General features: G+C 62.9%; 14 protein-coding genes. 12 read left to right on the forward strand and 2 right to left on the reverse strand.

Features of this window, described 5'->3' with window-relative positions; all coding sequences use genetic code 11:
* Window positions 1–259 precede the first annotated feature (259 nt).
* Window positions 260–1,897, reverse strand: a complete 1,638-nt coding sequence (locus Q8L50_RS09460; RefSeq protein ID WP_305348418.1) for a B12-binding domain-containing radical SAM protein — start codon at window positions 1,895–1,897, stop codon at window positions 260–262.
* Between the two features lie 17 nt (window positions 1,898–1,914).
* On the opposite strand from Q8L50_RS09460, the gene Q8L50_RS09465 reads away from it, so the two are divergent.
* From Q8L50_RS09465 to Q8L50_RS09505, 9 genes are all read left to right on the forward strand, one after another.
* Window positions 1,915–2,658, forward strand: a complete 744-nt coding sequence (locus Q8L50_RS09465) for an alanyl-tRNA editing protein (RefSeq protein WP_305348419.1) — start codon at window positions 1,915–1,917, stop codon at window positions 2,656–2,658.
* A gap of 52 nt (window positions 2,659–2,710) precedes the next feature.
* A complete protein-coding gene (locus Q8L50_RS09470; RefSeq protein ID WP_305348420.1) occupies window positions 2,711–4,864 on the forward strand; it encodes a protein-disulfide reductase DsbD in 2,154 nt (717 codons plus the stop codon).
* A 24-nt stretch (window positions 4,865–4,888) separates the two neighbouring features.
* Complete coding sequence (locus Q8L50_RS09475) at window positions 4,889–5,521, forward strand: thioredoxin family protein (RefSeq protein ID WP_305348421.1); 633 nt, start codon at window positions 4,889–4,891, stop codon at window positions 5,519–5,521.
* 8 nt (window positions 5,522–5,529) lie between these two features.
* On the forward strand, window positions 5,530–5,976 hold the full coding sequence (locus tag Q8L50_RS09480) for a CoA-binding protein (protein WP_305348422.1): 447 nt from the start codon (window positions 5,530–5,532) through the stop codon (window positions 5,974–5,976).
* A 51-nt stretch (window positions 5,977–6,027) separates the two neighbouring features.
* Complete coding sequence (locus tag Q8L50_RS09485) at window positions 6,028–6,774, forward strand: hypothetical protein (RefSeq protein ID WP_305348423.1); 747 nt, start codon at window positions 6,028–6,030, stop codon at window positions 6,772–6,774.
* A 193-nt stretch (window positions 6,775–6,967) separates the two neighbouring features.
* Window positions 6,968–7,408, forward strand: a complete 441-nt coding sequence (locus Q8L50_RS09490) for a DsrE family protein (RefSeq protein ID WP_305348424.1) — start codon at window positions 6,968–6,970, stop codon at window positions 7,406–7,408.
* Window positions 7,409–7,464: 56 nt separating this feature from the next.
* Window positions 7,465–8,565, forward strand: coding sequence for a uroporphyrinogen decarboxylase (gene hemE / locus Q8L50_RS09495; protein WP_305348425.1), 1,101 nt, complete (start codon window positions 7,465–7,467; stop codon window positions 8,563–8,565).
* A 353-nt stretch (window positions 8,566–8,918) separates the two neighbouring features.
* Window positions 8,919–11,009, forward strand: coding sequence for a primosomal protein N' (priA, locus tag Q8L50_RS09500; RefSeq protein ID WP_305348426.1), 2,091 nt, complete (start codon window positions 8,919–8,921; stop codon window positions 11,007–11,009).
* A gap of 6 nt (window positions 11,010–11,015) precedes the next feature.
* Window positions 11,016–11,450 carry a PACE efflux transporter gene (locus Q8L50_RS09505; RefSeq protein WP_305348427.1) on the forward strand — a complete coding sequence of 145 codons (435 nt, stop codon included), beginning with the start codon at window positions 11,016–11,018 and terminating at the stop codon, window positions 11,448–11,450.
* A gap of 51 nt (window positions 11,451–11,501) precedes the next feature.
* Here the strand turns inward: Q8L50_RS09505 and Q8L50_RS09510 are convergent, their stop codons facing one another.
* Entirely contained in the window at window positions 11,502–12,455 is a 954-nt protein-coding gene (locus tag Q8L50_RS09510; RefSeq protein ID WP_305348428.1) for an AEC family transporter, read from the reverse strand.
* 90 nt (window positions 12,456–12,545) lie between these two features.
* Between Q8L50_RS09510 and Q8L50_RS09515 the strand changes: the two genes are divergently transcribed.
* From Q8L50_RS09515 to Q8L50_RS09525, 3 genes are read left to right on the forward strand one after another with little or no spacing between them, the layout of a single operon-like run.
* Window positions 12,546–14,687, forward strand: a complete 2,142-nt coding sequence (locus Q8L50_RS09515; RefSeq protein WP_370869774.1) for an ATP-dependent helicase — start codon at window positions 12,546–12,548, stop codon at window positions 14,685–14,687.
* 46 nt (window positions 14,688–14,733) lie between these two features.
* Window positions 14,734–15,198 carry a hypothetical protein gene (locus tag Q8L50_RS09520; RefSeq protein WP_305348430.1) on the forward strand — a complete coding sequence of 155 codons (465 nt, stop codon included), beginning with the start codon at window positions 14,734–14,736 and terminating at the stop codon, window positions 15,196–15,198.
* A 2-nt stretch (window positions 15,199–15,200) separates the two neighbouring features.
* A complete protein-coding gene (locus Q8L50_RS09525; protein ID WP_305348431.1) occupies window positions 15,201–16,403 on the forward strand; it encodes a phospholipase A in 1,203 nt (400 codons plus the stop codon).
* The last annotated feature ends 37 nt before the right edge of the window (window positions 16,404–16,440 follow it).

A 16,440-nucleotide genomic window follows, 5' to 3' on the forward strand; every position in this document is an offset into this window, starting at 1 on the left:
GGCCAGCTCTACAAACTCTCTTTTGGTGTCCATGAGGTCTTTCGGTTGCCAGGGCATGGGCCTCTCCTTGCGTTGATCGCAAGCAAGAAGTGTTTCCTATGTCCTCGCACACCTGTTTCCCATGTCTCCTGTCCATACAGCGAAGCAAAAGACAAGTGAGTCGCCCGCCGGGGCGAGACCCGGCTTGTTGGCAAACCACAGACACTCGAAGCAAAGAGGGTTTCAACAAGCTCAGCCTCAACAGCTGAGCTTCAAAAACCTAAGCCGCCGCAGCCGCCTTCTGAATCTCCACCCGCAAAGCCCGCTGCTGACTCACATGTCGCTCCTGCCGTTCCGCCCCGCTTTTCCCGGAAGGCATGGCCGGCGATTTTTGCTGCCCGGCCAGCAGCGCCGCCAGACAGGCCGGCCGCCCGCGTGCGCCGCTGGCCTGGTAGTCCGCCAGCAGGACAGCCGACACCTGCTGCGGATCCAGCAAGCGCACTTGTGTCAAATGTTCAAACAGAATGTCCACCAGTTTTTCGGGCGCAAACTCATGCGTCTTGCCGGTGCTCTGCCAGAGCCAGTCGCTGAAGGCCAGAAAGCGTCCAAAGGCCGAGCCCGGTTCCAGCAGCAGCTTCAGCGCCGCTGCAAACCGGCCTGAATTGACCACCATTTCCCAATAACGCGCCAGCCGCTTGATACGCTGCATGGTCAAAAAATCAACCGTTGAATTTTGCAAAATCGTGTACGGCGTCTGCGGGTCATAGACCATGCCAAAGTCGGCCGTGTGGCGGGTGATGGGTGTGCCGCGCAAGCGCTTGAGCACACCAAACTGGATCTCATGCGGGCCCAGGGCATACAAGCGGTCAAAGCCTTCGGCAAAACTTTCCAGCGTTTCGCCGGGCAGGCCAAAGATCAAGTCGGCATGCACATGGGCACGGCTCTCACTGACCAGCCAGCGCAGGTTGTCAGCGGTTTTGGCATTGTCCTGTTTGCGCGAGATGCGCTGCTGCACCTCGAGGTTAAAGCTCTGGATACCAACTTCAAATTGCAACGACCCCGCCGGAAACTGCGCAATCATCTCTTTCAGCCGGTCCGGCAGGCTGTCGGGCACCACTTCAAAATGCACAAAGATGTCGGGTGACTCGCCCAGGCGGTCCAGAAAAAATTGCAGGATACGCACCGAATTGTCTATCTTCAGATTGAAGGTGCGGTCCACAAATTTGAAGTTGCGAGCGCCCCGGCGGTACAGGGTCTCCATCTGCGCCATGAACGGGTCCAGGTCAAAGGCCCAGGCGGTTTTGTCCAGCGCACTCAGGCAAAACTCGCATTTGAAGGGGCAGCCGCGCGACGCTTCGACATACAACAGGCGCTGGGCCAGGTCTTCCGCCGTGTATTCGCCGTAAGGCAGGGCCAACTTATCAAGCGGCGGCTGCTCGCCGGCAATCACCTTCATCAAGGGCTGCGGGCCGTCGAGCAAGGCACGGCACAGTTTTGGAAAACTCACGTCACCCCAGCCGGTCACCACATGGTCGGCCAGGCGGCAGATCTCCTGCTGCTCGGTTTCATGGCTGACCTCGGGGCCGCCAAGCACGATGCGTATGTCGGGCCGCAAGGTTTTGAGCAGCCGCACCACCTGCGTGGTCTCCACCACATTCCAGATGTAGATACCCAGGCCAATCACCTCGGGCTGCAACGCCAGCAGTTCCTCGACGATTCGCGTGGCCGGCTGGCCAATGACAAACTCGCGCAGCTGGGTCTGTGCACGCAGCCCCGCGCCACCGTGTTTGTCCATGTTGGCCAGCAGGCAGCGCAAGCCCAGCGAGGCATGGATGTATTTGGCGTTCAGTGTGGCCAGCACAATACGCGCGCCACCCTGCGGGGCAAGGGTGGCGGGCAAAGGCACAAGGCGGTTCATGCCGGTATTATCAAACCATGACACAAACATTGTTTCGCGAGGACGCTTACCAGACCGAATGCGCCGCCACGGTCACCACCATCAGCGAGCAGGGAATTGTGCTGGACCGCACCGTGTTTTACCCGATGGGCGGCGGCCAGGCGGGGGATGCGGGTGTGCTGGTCCTGGCCGGTGGCCGTGAAATCAGCATCATCGACACGCGCAAGGGCAAAAACGACCAAGGGCAGTTCACCGGGGCGATCTGCCACCTGCCAGACCCGCTGCTGCAACACGGCCTGAAGGTGGGAGACAGCGTCACCGCCCGCATCGACTGGGCACGCCGGCACCGGCTGATGCGTTTTCACACCACCACCCACCTGCTGTGCCATCTGGTGCCGCAGCTGGTCAACGGCTGCTCGATCACACCCGACTATGCGCGGCTGGACTTCAACATGACGGACCCGCTGGACAAGGACGAGTTGACGGCCGGCATCGCGCGGCTGGTGGCCGCCGCGCACCCGCTGCTGGTGGGCAGCATCAGCGATGCCGAACTCGATGCCAACCCGGCGCTGGTCAAAAGCATGAGTGTGCAGCCGCCACGCGGCAGTGGCCAGGTGCGTACCATCCGAATCGGCGGTCCAGACCAAGCGCAGATGATTGATCTGCAACCCTGTGGTGGAACCCATGTGGCCAACACGGCTGAGATTGGCGCTGTGATCGTCACCAAAATAGAAAAGAAAAGCGCCAGCACGCGCCGCGTGGTGCTGGGCTTTGCGCCTTGACGCCAGTCCCGCCACAGGAACTAAAGCCGCAGGCGCCGCTCACACCCTGACCATGCCCCATCGCCGTTTTTTATCTGCTCTGTTTTTGATAGCTGCTTGCGCAATACCGACGTGGGCTATAGGCCAATTTGGCACTGCAAACAAAGCCCCCGTGAGCGCCGTGGTGACCACCGACCAGGTGCGCGCCGAACTGCTGGCCTGGGCACCCGACGGGGTGGAGCCGGGCAAGCAGGTCTGGGTTGGCCTGCAACTGGCCCATGTGCCTGAGTGGCACACCTACTGGAAAAACTCGGGCGACTCCGGCTTGCCCACCGTGCTGGAGTGGACACTGCCCGCGGGTGTCAGCGCCGGTGACATCGCCTGGCCCACACCGAAAAAAATACCGATAGGCACCCTGGCCAACTACGGTTATGAAAACACCGTGGTGCTGCCGGTGCCGCTGACGGTCTCCCCGGCCTTCGGCGCTTCGCAACTGACCGTCAAGCTCAAGGCCGCCTGGCTGATCTGCAAAAAAGAATGTATCCCGCAAGAGGGTGAATTTGCGCTGCAGATTCCGGTGAAAAGCTCAACCGCTTCCAGTTCCGGTGAATTTGCCGCGACTTTTGCCGCCAGCCCGAAACCGATGGCCGGCAGCGGCAGCCAGATTGAAGTGGGCGCTAAGTCCATCCAGGTGGCGCTGCGCGGTTTGCCCGCCGGGTTTCAGGGCAAAACGCTGGAGTTCTACCCCGAGACCGGCAGTGTGATTGAGCCTGCTGCGCCCTGGCAACAAGCCTGGCAAGGCGCGGTCTGGACAGCGCAAGTGCCGCTGTCGGCGCAGCGCAGCGAAAGCCCACGCATGATGCCCTTGGTGCTGGCATTTGAGAAGCAAGCCGTGCGCATCGAAACGCCGGTCAAAGGCGAATGGCCAGCCGTTGCCGCCGCTGCGGTCGTGCCGCCAGCACTGGAGGCCGCGCTCAAGGCCAATGCGGCGCTGGGGGCCGCGCCCACTGGCAGCAGCACAGTACCCCTGGGCCTGCTCGCCGCCCTGCTCGGTGCGCTGCTGGGTGGCTTGATCCTGAACCTGATGCCCTGCGTGTTTCCGGTGCTGGCGATCAAGGTGATGAGTTTTACGCAGGAGAAAAGCCAGGCGGCGCGGCTGGCCGGTGGGCTGGCTTACAGCGCCGGTGTGGTGCTGTCCTTCCTCGCGCTGGGAGCCTTGCTGCTGGGTCTGCGCTCGGCCGGCGAACAACTCGGCTGGGGCTTTCACCTGCAAAGCCCGGCGGTGGTGGCAGGGCTGGCGGTGCTGTTCACGCTGATCGGCCTCAACCTGGCGGGCCTGTTTGAATTTGGCAATTTTTTGCCTAGCCGCGTGGCCAGCCTGCAGGCGAAGAATCCCACCGTCAATTCCTTTTTGACCGGTGTGCTGGCCACGGCGATTGCCTCCCCCTGCACTGCGCCTTTCATGGGTGCCTCGCTGGGTTTTGCCTTGGGTCTGCCGGCCTGGCAAGCGCTGTCGATTTTTGCCGCCATCGGCATCGGCATGGCCCTGCCCTACCTGGCGGCCAGTGCGGTGCCTGCGGTTGCACGCGTCCTGCCGCGCCCCGGCGCGTGGATGGTGACCTTCCGGCAACTGATGGCTTTTCCGATGTTTGCCACCGTGGCCTGGCTGGTCTGGGTGCTAGGCCAGCAAAGCGGCATTGACGGCGCCGGGGCGTTGCTGGCGCTGCTGGTGCTCATGGCACTGGTGTTGTGGTCGCTGACACTTCAGGGCCGCACCCGCCGCATAGTTGCTACTATTTCAATAGCGCTTGGCGCAATCGGGGTATGGGCTATTGGCCAGAATATCATCAAGCCCCTGGACGCATCCGAACTTGTCGCCGCGCCCACCGAGCGTTGGCAGGCCTGGGAGCCAGGCCGCGTGGAGCAGCTCACCGCGCAGGGCCAAAGTGTGTTTGTGGACTTCACCGCCGCCTGGTGCGTCACTTGCCAGTACAACAAAAAAACCACGCTGGCCGACAGCGCGGTGCTGGCCGATATCGACGCGAAGAAGGTGGTGCTGCTGCGCGCCGACTGGACGCGCCGTGACCCTGCCGTCACGGCGGCACTGAGCCAGCTGGGCCGCAGCGGCGTGCCGGTGTATGTGATTTACAAGCCAGGCAGCGCGCCCCGCGTGTTGTCGGAAATCCTGTCCGTCGATGATGTCAGGGCCGAACTGGCCAGGCTGTAAGTACCTTTTCAAGGAGTTGGTGCCATGCAGAACCGTTTGATCAACCGCCGCATTTTTTCAGGCTCTTTGGCGCTTGCGCCCTGGGCGCTGTCGCTGGCCAGCCCGGCCGTTGCCGCAGCGACCGTGGGCCAGGCCGCGCCGGATTTTTCTGCGACCGACACCGGTGGCAAAACCCGCAAGCTCAGCGACTACAAGGGCAAGCTGGTGGTGCTGGAGTGGACCAACCCGGGCTGCCCCTTTGTGCAAAAACATTACAGCGGCAACATGCAGGGCCTGCAGAAAGAGTTTGCCGCCAAAGGCGTGATCTGGCTCGCCATCAACTCGACCGCATCCGGCCATGGCGACTACCTGGCCCCGGGCAAACTCGCCGGCTGGCTGGGCGAGAAGCAGGCCGCACCCACTGCCACGCTGATGGACGAATCGGGCCAGATCGGTCAGCTTTATGGCGCCAAGACCACGCCGCACATGTACATCGTCAGCCCGCAGGGTCAGTTGATTTATGCAGGCGGCATCGACAGCATCGCCTCGGCGCGCGTGGACGACATCAAGACCGCCACCAACTATGTGCGTCAGGGCCTGAACGAGGCCCTGGGCGGCAGGGCCATCACGCTGGCGTCCAGCCGCGCTTATGGCTGCTCCATCAAGTACAAAAGCTGAATCCAGACATGACTGCCATCACGCCCGCCGAGCGCATGCCGCACATATTGACCCACTGCCGCACGATTGCGGTGGTCGGCCTGTCGCCCAAACCGCACCGCGCCAGTTTTGATGTGGCGCGTTACATGCAGGCACACGGCTACCGCATCATTCCGGTCAATCCCAACGTCAGCGAAGTACTCGGCGAAAAAGCTTATGCCAGCCTGCGTGAGGCGGCACAACACGAAAAGATCGACCTGGTGAACTGCTTTCGCAACAGCGAGGACATCCCGCCCATCGTCGATGACGCAATTGCCATAGGCGCAAAAGCGGTGTGGATGCAGCTGGGCATCACCCATGCGCACGCCGCCGCCAAAGCCGAAGGCGCCGGGCTGCTGGTGGTGCAAGACCACTGCCTGAAGATTGACCACCGTGTGCTGCAATCGCGCGGCCTGGTACCGCCCGACGCGGCCTGAAACCCGCACGCTGCAACTTGCGGGCCCCGGGCGGTTCGGGATAATCGGCCCATGCCTGCACAGCGCCGCCCCCTGTTTATCCTCCTGTCCGGTCTGACGGCCCTGCTGCTGGGCGGCTGCTCCACCATGGGGCCGGCCCCGGTACACCGGGGCGAAACCCAGGTGGCGCCGATGACCGGCAGCGAGCTGGCACAGTCCGACGTGAACCGCATGGCCACACTGGGCATGCGTGACAACCTCGACAGCCTGTACCGGCTGCTGGACAAGTTGTACAGGCGCAACCCGGCCGAATGGCGCAAAACCAGCAGCATCAGCCGTGAGGCCGCCATCGAGCGCGTGCGCAGCGCGATCGACAGCCGTACGCCCTGGCCAGAGTTGCAGGGCAAACGCGACATTGCCGCCTTGTCGCTGGCGCTCAGCGCTGATTTCAGGGGCGACCGCGTCGCCGCCTTCATCTACGCCAGCGCCGATATGCTGATCGTGGCCCACGACGGCAAAACCACCTTCTACCTGGTTGACGGCCTGGACGCGCAGTACGTGTACAACGCCGCACGCAACATCGAGACGGCGGTGTGGCTGCTGGCCACACGGCGCAATACGACGGGCCAGCCGCTGCTGCTGGCCGACGAAATATCCGAGCGGGAGCGCAACCTCAGCTTCGAACGCGAGTTCGGCAAGGTCATAGGCCGGCTCGACCTGCTGTCGTCGGTGTTGACAGAGAGGTACCGGCGCGCCGTGATCACCTACATGCAGAATCTGGCCGGCGCATCCTTCCTGCAGTTCCTGCCCGTCAGGTAGGCCCCCCAGTGGGCGGCCCCCCACGGTCGCTCACTGCGTGTGGGTCCCTGCACCTGGTAGACCGCCCACCGATACGGCTAGTGGAAATCACCATGATCAAGACCATGGAAACCCCATATATTAGTGATGGGTTATATAAGGGTGCGTACTTCGGCCTGTATGGCCTTTCACTCGCATTTGAAAGGTGTCCCCCATGAAAAACTCTCTCCATCGCAGCTTTGCCATTCTGGCTCTGTTCGTCACTTTGGCCGCCTCGGGTGCGGCGGTGCAGGCCCAGGACAAAGTCGTCTATCACATCGACAACGCCGAAATGCAGGCGACCAAGGGACTGCGCAACATACGCAACCACCTGGACGTGGCCCCCGACACCAAAATCACCGTGGTCACCCACGCCGACGGGGTGGACTTCCTGATGGAAGGAGCCAAGGACAAGAAAAATCCGAACGTGGACTACGCCAGTCTGGTCAGCGCCCTCAAGGCCCGGGGTGTGCGTTTTGAGGTCTGTGAGATCACGCTCAAAAACCGCAGCCTGAAAAAAGAGCTGTTCACGCTGGACGCAGAGTTCACACCCTCGGGCGTCGTGCGCATTGGCCAGCTCCAGGTGCGTGAGGCGCACGGCTACATCAAACCCTGAACACGCGCCGCGGGCAGCACGAAGCCAGGGGGGCCGACACCTGAGACAATCGCGGCATGTTTGCTCCCCTCCAAAACGACACTTTTCTGCGCGCCTGCCTGCGCCAGGCCACCGACTACACCCCCGTCTGGCTGATGCGCCAGGCCGGGCGTTATCTGCCCGAGTACCGGGCCAGCCGCGCCAAGGCCGGCAGTTTCATGGGCCTGGCGACCTCGCCCGACTACGCCACCGAAGTCACGCTGCAACCGCTTGAGCGTTACCCACTCGACGCCGCGATCCTGTTTTCCGACATCCTGACCGTGCCCGACGCCATGGGCCTGGGCCTGTCGTTTGCGCTGGGCGAAGGCCCGCGTTTTGCGACGCCGGTGCGCGACGAAGCGGCCGTGGCGAAGCTGGAAGTGCCGGACATGGACAAGCTGCGTTATGTGTTTGACGCCGTCACCTCCATCCGCAAGGCACTGAACGGCCGGGTACCGCTGATCGGCTTTTCCGGCAGCCCCTGGACGCTGGCCTGTTACATGGTGGAAGGCGCCGGATCAGACGACTACCGCCTGGTCAAAACCATGCTGTACCAGCGTCCCGACCTGATGCACAAAATGCTGGCCATCAATGCCGACGCCGTGGCGGCCTACCTCAATGCCCAGATCGAAGCCGGCGCCCAGGCAGTGATGCTTTTTGACAGCTGGGGCGGGGTGCTGGCCGATGCGGCTTTCCAGACTTTCAGCCTGGCCTATACCCAGCGCGTCCTCAAGCAGCTCAAACGCACACATGAGGGCGTCACCATCCCCCGTCTGGTCTTCACCAAAGGCGGCGGCTTGTGGCTGGAGCAAATGGCCAAACTCGATTGCGAAGTGCTTGGCCTGGACTGGACCGTGAACCTGGCCCAGGCGCGGGAGCGTGTGGGCGCACGCATGGCCCTGCAAGGCAACCTGGACCCGAATGTGCTGTTTGCCAACCCGGCGCAGATCGAAGCAGAAGTGGCTGCGGTCCTGGAGAGTTTTGGCACGCCGCATACCAACCTGGCCAGCAGCGGCCCCACCCACATCTTCAACCTGGGCCACGGCATCAGCCAACACACCCCGCCGGAAAGCGTTGAAGTGCTGGTGCGAGCAGTACATGCCTATTCGCGCCGAATGCGCACCGGCATGCCGCACTGAGTTCCGGCAGGCCGCGCGTAACATAAAAACAGCCGTCGGGGGCCGGACTTATTCACAAATTTTGTGCTGCGGTGCGGCATGAAGATGTAACTGCGGGCCCACTCGCTATCAAAGCAATAGCGCCGATAAGTACTTGATTTATAAGACCTTTTTAAACTGCTTTTTTTGCGGGCAATTTAAGAAAAGCCTTGATTTATAAGGCTTGGTAGCCTGTAGGGACAATCTATCAACAAAGTTATCCACAGAAACTTTGGAAGACCCGCAAAGCGTTTTTAAATCAAGCACTTAGAGCAACTTTCGAAGATGTATCTGAAGACTAACAACTTAAGTTCTCATCCGCAGGCCCGCAAGGTATGAGTTATTGGTTAAGCATTGTGGTAGCCACCCCGGCGCACAGCAACGTGGCGGGCGCGCTGACCTACCGAAGCGAGTGGCCGCTTGCACCCGGATGCCTGGTGCGCGTGCCGCTGGGCAGACGCGAGGTGCTGGGTGTGGTCTGGCAGGCGCTGCCCGATAGCGGCGGCTTGCCCGAAGCCCAGGCCCGGGCTGTGCTGGGCGCGCTGGACGGACTGGCCCCGCTGTCCGACACCTGGCGTCGGCTGGTGGCATTTACCGCCAGCTATTACCAGCGCTCCATCGGCGAGGCGGCGCTGGCGGCCCTGCCACCGCAGTTGCGCGAGCTGAGTACGCTGCAACTGGCGCGCCGGCTCAAGCGGCCTGCCGCCACAGAAACCCTGCCACCTGAAACTACTACCGATTTAACAGCGCTCAGTGCAGAGCAGGCAAGGGCTCTGACCGAATTGGATGCCGATACGCGGCCAGCCCTGCTGTTTGGCGCCACCGGCAGCGGCAAAACCGAGGTGTATCTGCGCGCCGCCGCCCAGGTACTGGCCAGCGACGCCAGCGCCCAGGTGCTGGTGATGGTGCCCGAGATCAACCTCACGCCGCAGCTGCAGGCACGCTTTGAAGCGCGTTTTGCGCACCTGGGCAAGGCCCAGGTGGTGGCCATGCACAGTGGCCTCACCCCGGCCCAGCGGCTCAAAAGCTGGCTGGCGGCACACGCCGGCCAGGCCCGGCTGGTGCTGGGCACGCGCATGGCGATTTTTGCCTCGCTGCCGAATCTGCGCCTGATTGTGGTCGATGAAGAACACGACCCGAGTTACAAGCAGCAGGAAGGCGCACGTTATTCGGCGCGTGATCTGGCGGTGTACCGCGCGAGTATTGAAAAGGCTTGCCGCGTGTTGTTGGGCTCGGCCACCCCTTCGCTGGAAAGCTGGCAGGCCACCGAAACCGGCCGCTACCAGCGCTTGAGCATGCATGAGCGTATCGGCGGCGCCGCGCAAGCGGGCAGCTTGCCGGCGGTGCGGCTGGTGGACATGAACCACCAGCCCAAACACGCCACCATTGCACCACCGCTGCTGGACGCCATCAGCCAGCGCATCGCGCGTGGCGAGCAGTCGCTGATTTTCTTGAACCGGCGCGGCTATGCGCCGGTGCTGGCCTGCCACGACTGCGGCTGGAAAAGCGAATGCCCGCATTGCAGTGCCTACCGCGTCTTCCACAAAATCGACCGCACGCTGCGCTGTCACCATTGCGGTTTTACAGAGCGTGTGCCACGTGCCTGCCCCAGCTGCGGCAACATCGACATCGCGCCCATGGGCAAAGGCACGGAAAGGCTGGAGGAACACATCACCGAGCTGCTTGCCGGTGTGACCCGGCCCGGCGGCGAGCCCCTGCGCATTGCACGCATTGACGCCGACACCACGCGGCTCAAGGGCGCACTCGAATCACAGCTGGCCAGCGTACATGCGGGCGAAGTCGATGTGCTGGTCGGCACGCAGATGATTGCCAAGGGGCACGACTTCCGCCACATCACCCTGGTGGCGGCCATCAACCCCGACAGCGCTCTTTTTTCCAGCGACTTTCGTGCGCCCGAGCGCCTGTTTGGTTTGTTGATGCAGGCCGCAGGCCGGGCCGGCCGTGATGCCGAGCGTGGCGCCACCAGCGAGATGTGGGTGCAGACATTTCACCCGCAACACCCGCTGTTTGCTGCCTTGAAAAAACACGACTACCCGGCCTTCGCCGCGCAGGAGCTGAAAGAGCGCGAAGCGGCCGGCATGTCGCCCTTCGGCTTTTCGGCCCTGGTACGCGCCGAGGCGCGCGAGCAGGCGGTGGCCCAGGGCTTTCTGAATGCGGCCGCCGCCGCCGCTCAGGCGCAACAACTGCCAGGGGCCGACGCCGTCACGCCCTACCCGGCGGTGCCCATGACGATACAGCGGGTGGCCAACATAGAGCGCGCGCAGATGCTGGTTGAAAGCCCGTCGCGCGCCGCCTTGCAGCGCTTCCTGGCGGCCTGGCAGCCGCTGCTGCACCAAACCCGGCAAGAGGGCGACTTCAAGAGTCTGATCCGCTGGGCGATTGATGTGGATCCGTTGGCGATATAAGGCCCCATGACGCCCAAAACCCGACGCGTACTCCAGGCCATCCTGTACGAGGTTTTCGCCATTGCTTTTGTGGGGCCCGTGCTGAGCGTCGCGTTCGACAAATCGCCCGCCTCGACCCTGGGCCTGGCTTTCGTGCTGTCCAGCATTGCGCTCAGCTGGAACTACGTGTTCAACACCATCTTCGAGCGCTGGGAGTCACGTCAATCCGCACGGGGCCGGTCATTTGCAAGGCGCCTCGCGCATGGCATGGGCTTCGAAGGGGGTCTTGCCGTCATCCTGATTCCGGTCATGGCCCTCTGGCTGGACATTGCACCCCTGAGTGCGTTTCTGGCCAATCTTGGCCTCCTGGCATTCTTCTTCGTCTACGCCATCGCATTCACATGGGCCTTCGATCGTGTCTTTGGCCTTCCGCAATCCGCCGCGAAGCACCGCGAGACCTGACCCTTCCATCGATTCCTCCATGGCCCGCCAACAAGCCCGCCGTCCGGATGTTCACGTCAAAAGTGCCACCGCCGCTGAGAAGCTGAAAAACGCCAGCACCGTGGACAGCAGGATGATGCGCGCAATGCGCCCGTTGTTGGCGCCAAAACGTTCGGCCAGCAGCGACACATTGCTGGCGCTTGGCAGCGCCGCCACCAGCACAATCACTGTCAACGCAAACGGGTCCAGCGGCACACCGAGCTGGATCGCGCCCAGCCCGACCAGGCCGACCAGCACCGGGTGTAACACCAGCTTGATCAGTGCAACCGGCAGATAGTCCGCCACGGGAATTTTTTCGACACTGTTCATCTGCGATCGCGCCAGCACCGCGCCTATGGTGAACAGCGCCACCGGCGAGGCGGCGTCGGCCAGCAGGCCCAGGGTCTGCATCACCGGCGCGGGCAAGGTGATTGCCAGGCCGGAAGAGACAGCACCCAGCACAATCGCCCAGGGCATGGGGTTCAGCGCCACACCCTTGAGTGCATTTTTGGCCGCCACTTCTGCGCCGTGGCTGTCGGCTGAATCGAGCCGTGACAGCGCAATACACAGCGAACTGGTCACCAGCAGGTCAATCACGATGGTCACAATCGCCGGCCCCGCCGCCTGCGCACCCAGCAGCGCCACCAGCAGCGGCACACCCATGAAGCCGGTATTGGGAAAAGCCGCGACCAGCGCGCCAAAAGAGGCGTCGTTCCAGCCTATGCGCTGGTTGCGCGTGACTGCAATCGTGAAGCCGACCATGATCAGCGCGCACAGCAGGTACACCGCCACCAGGCTGCCGTCCAGCAGCTGGGCCACCGGTGTGTTGGCGCCAAAGCGGTACAACATGCAGGGCAGCGCGAAATACAGCACAAAGGTATTCAGGCCGGGAATTGCCGCCTGCGGCAGCAAGCGCCGGCGCGCAGCCACATAGCCGCACAGCACCAATGCGAAGAAGGGGAAGGTGACCAGAAGAATGCTTAACACAAGCCGTATTGTCACTTGCCGGGTTTGCATCTGGCTGGCTGGCTATGATGACCCGCTGCCTGCCCCTTGTCGCGCCCGCCTTCCTACTGCATGTCGTCCCACCCGCCCCCAGCCTCTTCCCAAGTCACCGGCCTCAATCTCGCCCAGCAGGAAGCCGTCAATTACATGCACGGCCCCTGCCTGGTGCTGGCCGGCGCGGGCTCGGGCAAAACGCGGGTGATCACGCACAAGATTGGCCGGCTGATCCAGGCCGGCCTGCAGCCTGAGCAGATTGCCGCCATCACCTTCACCAACAAGGCCGCGGCTGAAATGCGCGAACGCGCCAAAGCGCTGATTGGCAAGGCCGCCAGGGGGGTGTTGATCTGCACCTTTCACGCGCTGGGCGTGCGCATGTTGCGCCAGGACGGTGAGGCGCTGGGGCTGAAAAAGCAGTTCTCGATTCTGGACAGCGACGACGTGACGAGCATTTTGAAAGACGCCGGCGGCACGACCGACGCCGCCAGTGCGCGGCAGTGGCAGTGGACCATCAGCGCCTGGAAAAGTGCCGGGCTGAATGCTGCGCAAGCCGAAGCGCTGGCCAATGGCGATGAAGAGCGCCTGATCGCCCGCATCATGGCGCGTTATGAAGAACGCCTGAGCGCCTACCAGAGTGTGGACTTTGACGACCTGATTGGCCTGCCCCTCAAACTGCTGCAACAACATGCCGAGGTGCGCGACAAGTGGCAGCAGGCCCTGGGCCATGTGCTGGTGGACGAGTATCAGGACACCAATGCCACACAGTATGAAATGCTCAAGCTGCTGGTCGGCGCGCGTGGCCGCTTTACCGCCGTGGGGGATGACGACCAGTCGATTTACGGCTGGCGCGGAGCCACGCTGGACAACCTGAAAAAACTGCCACTGGACTACCCGAATCTGCGCGTGGTCAAGCTGGAGCAGAACTACCGCAGCACCGGCGCCATCCTGCGCGCCGCCAACAACGTGATTGCGCCCAACCCCAAACTCTTCCCGAAAACCCTGTTCAGCGAGCTGGGCGAGGGTGAGCCGGTGCGTGTCGCCGATTGCGACAGCGAGGAGCACGAAGCCGAGCGTGTGGTGGCGCGCATCCAGAGCCTGCGTGCCGAGGGCAGCTTGCTGGCCACCGGCAGCCAGCACAAGGAGTGGAAAGACTTTTGTGTGTTGTACCGCGCCAACCACATGGCCAAACCGCTGGAAAAGGCTTTTCGCAAGGCGGCGATTCCGTACAAGGTGTCGGGCGGGCAGAGCTTTTTTGACCGCGCAGAGATCAAGGACCTGTGTTGCTGGCTGCGCCTGCTGGTCAACAACAACGACGACCCCGCCTTCATGCGTGCCGTGACCACGCCCAAACGCGGTATCGGCCACACCACACTGGCCGCGCTGGGCACCTTTGCCAGCAAGTACAAGCTCAGCCTGTTTGAGGCGCTGTTCAGCCACTCGCTGGGCTCGGCGGTTCCGGCCAAGGCGGTGGGCTCATTGCATGAGTTTGGCCGTTATGTGAACGAGCTGGAGTACCGCGCGCGGCACACCGTGGGTGCAGAAGGCGCGCGCACGGTGCTCAACGATTGGCTCAAGGACATCGGCTACGAGAAGCATTTGTACGACGGTGAGGAAAGCGAGAAGATCGCCGCCGCGCGCTGGACCAATGTGATGGATTTTTGCGACTGGATGGCGCAGCGCTGTGGCGGGCAGATTGACGACACGGCCGGTGCGGTGCTCGCCGCCGAAACCAAAACCATGCTGGAAGTGGTGCAGACGATTGCCCTGCTGTCCACCATCAGCGAACGCGAGGGCGACCAGAACGTGGTCACCCTGTCCACCCTGCATGCCGCCAAGGGGCTGGAGTGGCCGCACGTGGTGCTGGCCGGCGTCAACGAAGGTTTGCTGCCTTTCAAGCTGGACAGCGATGACGGCCAGGATGCAGTCAAAACCGAGGGGATTGCCCAGCGCCTGCAGGAAGAGCGTCGCCTGATGTATGTGGGCATCACCCGGGCCCAGCACACACTGACCGTGAGCTGGCTGCGCCGCCGAAAAAAAGGGCGCGAGACCGTGGCCGGCCTGCCCAGCCGTTTTATTGCCGAGATGGCTCTGGAGAAAACCACGGTGAAAGAAGACCCGCGCGAAAAAATAAGGGCGCTGCGGGCAGAATTTGCCAAACGCGCCGCCGACAGCGCCGAGGCGCAATTACTCGCCGAAACCAGCCGCGACGCCCCCTAGACACACCATGACACCTGCCCTGACTCTCAAATTTGCTATATTTCTTATGGCTGCTTGCGCAATCTGCACAAGGGCCAGCGGCCAAAATGACCCACAAAAATCGGCGGCAACCAGCTGCCCGGCGGCCAAGCTGCTGAAGGCCGCGCAGATCCACGGGCAGTGGCGCGTGAGCTTCAGGTCGGCACCGGCCGGCCTGCCCGCCACGGCCACCCTGATGCTGGAGCGGCATGCACAATTTAGTGACAGTGTGGCCGGTTTTGTCAGCCGAAATCTGTCCGCGCCAGCCCCCGGGCATGCGGCCAGGGCGCAATTGGCGGGCGATCTGGAAGACGGTTTTCTGACACTGGACGAATCGTCCAACGGCATCAGCATCACTGGCACCTGGAACGCCGAGGTGGTGGAGGGGTCCTGCGGAAGAAGCATCCGGGGTACCTGGAAAGACACCAGCCCCAGCGCACCGGCCGATGCGCCAGAAATTGCATTTACCATGGAAAAACTGGCAGGATGGTGACCATGTATACCCAAACACCTCGTTTTATCGGCAGCTTCCTGCTGGCGCTCAGCATGTTTGGCGCGGCGCTGGCCCAGACACCGGGCAGTGGCGCGCCTGCCCTGCCAGACCGCAACAACCGCCAGGGCTGGCAGGCCTGCCACGCGATGGGCGCCGATGCCGCTGCACAGCTGGCCTGCTTCAAAAACTGGGCGCAATCGCAACTGCCCGAAGGCGCCCCCTCGCCGGCCATGGCTACGGCACCCGCCAATACGCAGACCGGGCAAGCCGCTACCGAAGTGCTTTTGCTGCCGGCGCTGGCTACCGAAGCGCCGGACGGCAAGAAGGTTGGCTGCAGAAACACCAAATATTCCGAGCTATCGCGTTTTTGGGAGCTGCAGCGCGGCTCGGACTGCGACACCTTCGGCCTGCGTGGTTACCACCCGACCAGCGTCCTGTGGGCCGGCTCGGACGGCGTGAACAACCAGCCGTCGTCACCAGCGCCCGGTCACACGGTGACCACCCCCTTCAACTACAAGCGCGCTGAAACCAGGCTACAGCTGTCGGTGCGCACCAAGCTCGCCAAGGGCCTGCTGGCCTCTGGCAGCGATGACGATGCCGGCAGCGACTCGCTCTGGGTCGCTTACACGCAGCAAAGTTACTGGCAGCTGTTCAACGGTCCGGTCTCACGCCCCTTTCGCACCACCGACCACGAGCCCGAGCTGGTCTATATCTACCCGCACCAGATCGATTTGCCCGGGGGCTGGAAGTACCGGCTCAGCGGTCTTGGCCTGAACCACCAGTCCAATGGCCAGAGCCTGCCGTTGTCACGCAGCTGGAACCGCGTCTACCTGATGGGCGCCGCCGAAAAAGAGCTGGGCGGCGACGCCAGCCTGGGCCTGCAGGCACGTGTCTGGCAGCGTCTGCGCGAATCTTCAGGCGCTGACGACAACCCGGGCATTTCCGACTATGTGGGCCGGGCCGAACTGGCGGGTCAATGGCATATCAACAGCGTGCACAGCCTGGGTCTGACACTGCGCCATTCGCTGAAGTCGCAGGCGCGCGGCTCTGCCAGGCTGGAGTGGATGAAGGCGTCCACGGCGATTGCCGACAGCGCGGCCTTGCGTTATCACGTACAGCTGTTCAGCGGCTACGGCGACAGCCTGATCGACTACAACCGCCGCCGCAATGTGCTGAGCATCGGCCTGAGTCTGGTCGATTGGTGATACCCGCCGCAACCCCTGCGTGCCAGCAAGAGCCCGC

It is taken from the genome of Polaromonas sp. (assembly GCF_030680935.1).
GTDB lineage: Bacteria > Pseudomonadota > Gammaproteobacteria > Burkholderiales > Burkholderiaceae_C > Polaromonas.

Coding starts and splice junctions, on each gene's coding strand:
- priA (WP_305348426.1), top strand. CDS start 8,919: ATGAGTTATTGGTTAAGCATTGTGGTAGCCACCCCGGCGCACAGCAAC.
- Q8L50_RS09490 (WP_305348424.1), top strand. CDS start 6,968: ATGAAAAACTCTCTCCATCGCAGCTTTGCCATTCTGGCTCTGTTCGTC.
- Q8L50_RS09520 (WP_305348430.1), top strand. CDS start 14,734: ATGGCTGCTTGCGCAATCTGCACAAGGGCCAGCGGCCAAAATGACCCA.
- Q8L50_RS09465 (WP_305348419.1), top strand. CDS start 1,915: ATGACACAAACATTGTTTCGCGAGGACGCTTACCAGACCGAATGCGCC.
- Q8L50_RS09460 (WP_305348418.1), bottom strand. CDS start 1,897: ATGAACCGCCTTGTGCCTTTGCCCGCCACCCTTGCCCCGCAGGGTGGC.
- hemE (WP_305348425.1), top strand. CDS start 7,465: ATGTTTGCTCCCCTCCAAAACGACACTTTTCTGCGCGCCTGCCTGCGC.
- Q8L50_RS09475 (WP_305348421.1), top strand. CDS start 4,889: ATGCAGAACCGTTTGATCAACCGCCGCATTTTTTCAGGCTCTTTGGCG.
- Q8L50_RS09485 (WP_305348423.1), top strand. CDS start 6,028: ATGCCTGCACAGCGCCGCCCCCTGTTTATCCTCCTGTCCGGTCTGACG.
- Q8L50_RS09515 (WP_370869774.1), top strand. CDS start 12,546: ATGTCGTCCCACCCGCCCCCAGCCTCTTCCCAAGTCACCGGCCTCAAT.
- Q8L50_RS09480 (WP_305348422.1), top strand. CDS start 5,530: ATGACTGCCATCACGCCCGCCGAGCGCATGCCGCACATATTGACCCAC.
- Q8L50_RS09505 (WP_305348427.1), top strand. CDS start 11,016: ATGACGCCCAAAACCCGACGCGTACTCCAGGCCATCCTGTACGAGGTT.
- Q8L50_RS09525 (WP_305348431.1), top strand. CDS start 15,201: ATGTATACCCAAACACCTCGTTTTATCGGCAGCTTCCTGCTGGCGCTC.
- Q8L50_RS09470 (WP_305348420.1), top strand. CDS start 2,711: ATGCCCCATCGCCGTTTTTTATCTGCTCTGTTTTTGATAGCTGCTTGC.